This window comes from Bacillus sp. JJ1521, assembly GCF_036965165.1.
Taxonomy (GTDB): Bacteria; Bacillota; Bacilli; order Bacillales; family Bacillaceae_L; genus Ferdinandcohnia.
This window is the reverse complement of record NZ_JBALOX010000163.1, coordinates 619-1,828: the sequence shown is the minus strand read 5'-3', so window position 1 is coordinate 1,828 and position 1,210 is coordinate 619. Positions and strand designations below refer to the sequence as shown.

Here is a 1,210-nt window from a genome sequence, read left to right as displayed (position 1 = left end):
TGAAATTAGAAATCCTTTGACGGTTGTAAAGGGATTTTTGCAATTATTTGAGCAAGAAAGTTCATTTTCCCCTGATCGAAAAGCGAATGTTACTTTAATGATTAATGAATTAAATACCGCTGAACAGGTAATTTCTCAATTTTTATCTCTGGCAAAACCAGAAAAAAATAGAGTACCTGATACCGTTGATGTAAAGGTTGTACTTAAGAGTGTTACAGATGTACTTTATTCATATGGACTTTTACACGAGAATCGAATCGAGTTAAAGGTTACGGATGAGTGTAATATTTCTGCTAACAACATAGAGTTAAAACAAGTCCTTATCAATATTATTAAAAATGCAATTGAGGCTTCCAATGTAGGTGACTTAGTTCTAGTAACAGCTGGAAGAGAAAATAATTTTGTGGTCATTAAAGTAACCGATTATGGCAGAGGAATGTCAGAAGAAGAAGTTGCCTCTATAGGAACTCCATTTTATTCTTTAAAAAGCAAAGGGACAGGTTTAGGAATGATGATTAGTTTTAATATTATTGAAAAATATAACGGCACGATTAACTTTCAAACTTCAAAAGGTCATGGAACAACTGTTATCATCCGTTTTCCGTCATTGTGATCCATCTGAGCAAAAGAAAAAAATAGTAATCATATTGCAAGCCCAATAAAAAGGGATACAGACTTTTCAAAATAGAAAAATACTGTATCCTTTTTTAAATGGACATTTGTTACTTAAACATAGAGCTTATTTACGAAGATTGTCCGAAAATGCCAATGCACTCCAGAATTATAATATCAGACTAACGATGATACCTGAAAGGATACTTACGAGTGTGGCGCCATATAATAGTTTCAGCCCAAAGCTTGCGACGACATTACCCTGTTCCTCATTCAGACTTTTAACCGCCCCAGTAATAATCCCAATGGATGAGAAGTTCGCGAAGGAAACTAGGAATACAGAAAGAATTCCAAGTGTTCGGGAACTAAAGTGATGATTGCCTCCGGATAATTCCATCATCGCGACAAATTCGTTGGTCAATAGTTTAGTTGCCATAATTCCCCCAGCACTAACCGCCTCCGACAAAGGAATCCCCATTATAAAGGCAATTGGAGCAAAAAGATAACCTAACAGCCACTGAAAGGAAACATTAAATATGAGTTCAAACACCGAATTTATTGCCGCCATTAAAGCAATAAAACCAATCAGCATGGCCCC

General features: G+C 35.7%; 2 protein-coding genes. One reads left to right on the top strand and one right to left on the bottom strand.

Annotated elements, in window-relative coordinates; all coding sequences use genetic code 11:
- Positions 1 to 613 (top strand): HAMP domain-containing sensor histidine kinase (locus V7147_RS19805; RefSeq protein WP_335369538.1); only part of this gene is annotated, 613 nt, incomplete at its 5' end.
- A gap of 168 nt (positions 614 to 781) precedes the next feature.
- On the opposite strand, the gene V7147_RS19800 is transcribed toward V7147_RS19805, so the two are convergent.
- Positions 782 to 1,210: nucleoside transporter C-terminal domain-containing protein (locus tag V7147_RS19800; RefSeq protein WP_335369537.1), on the bottom strand; the 429-nt coding region annotated here is incomplete at its 5' end.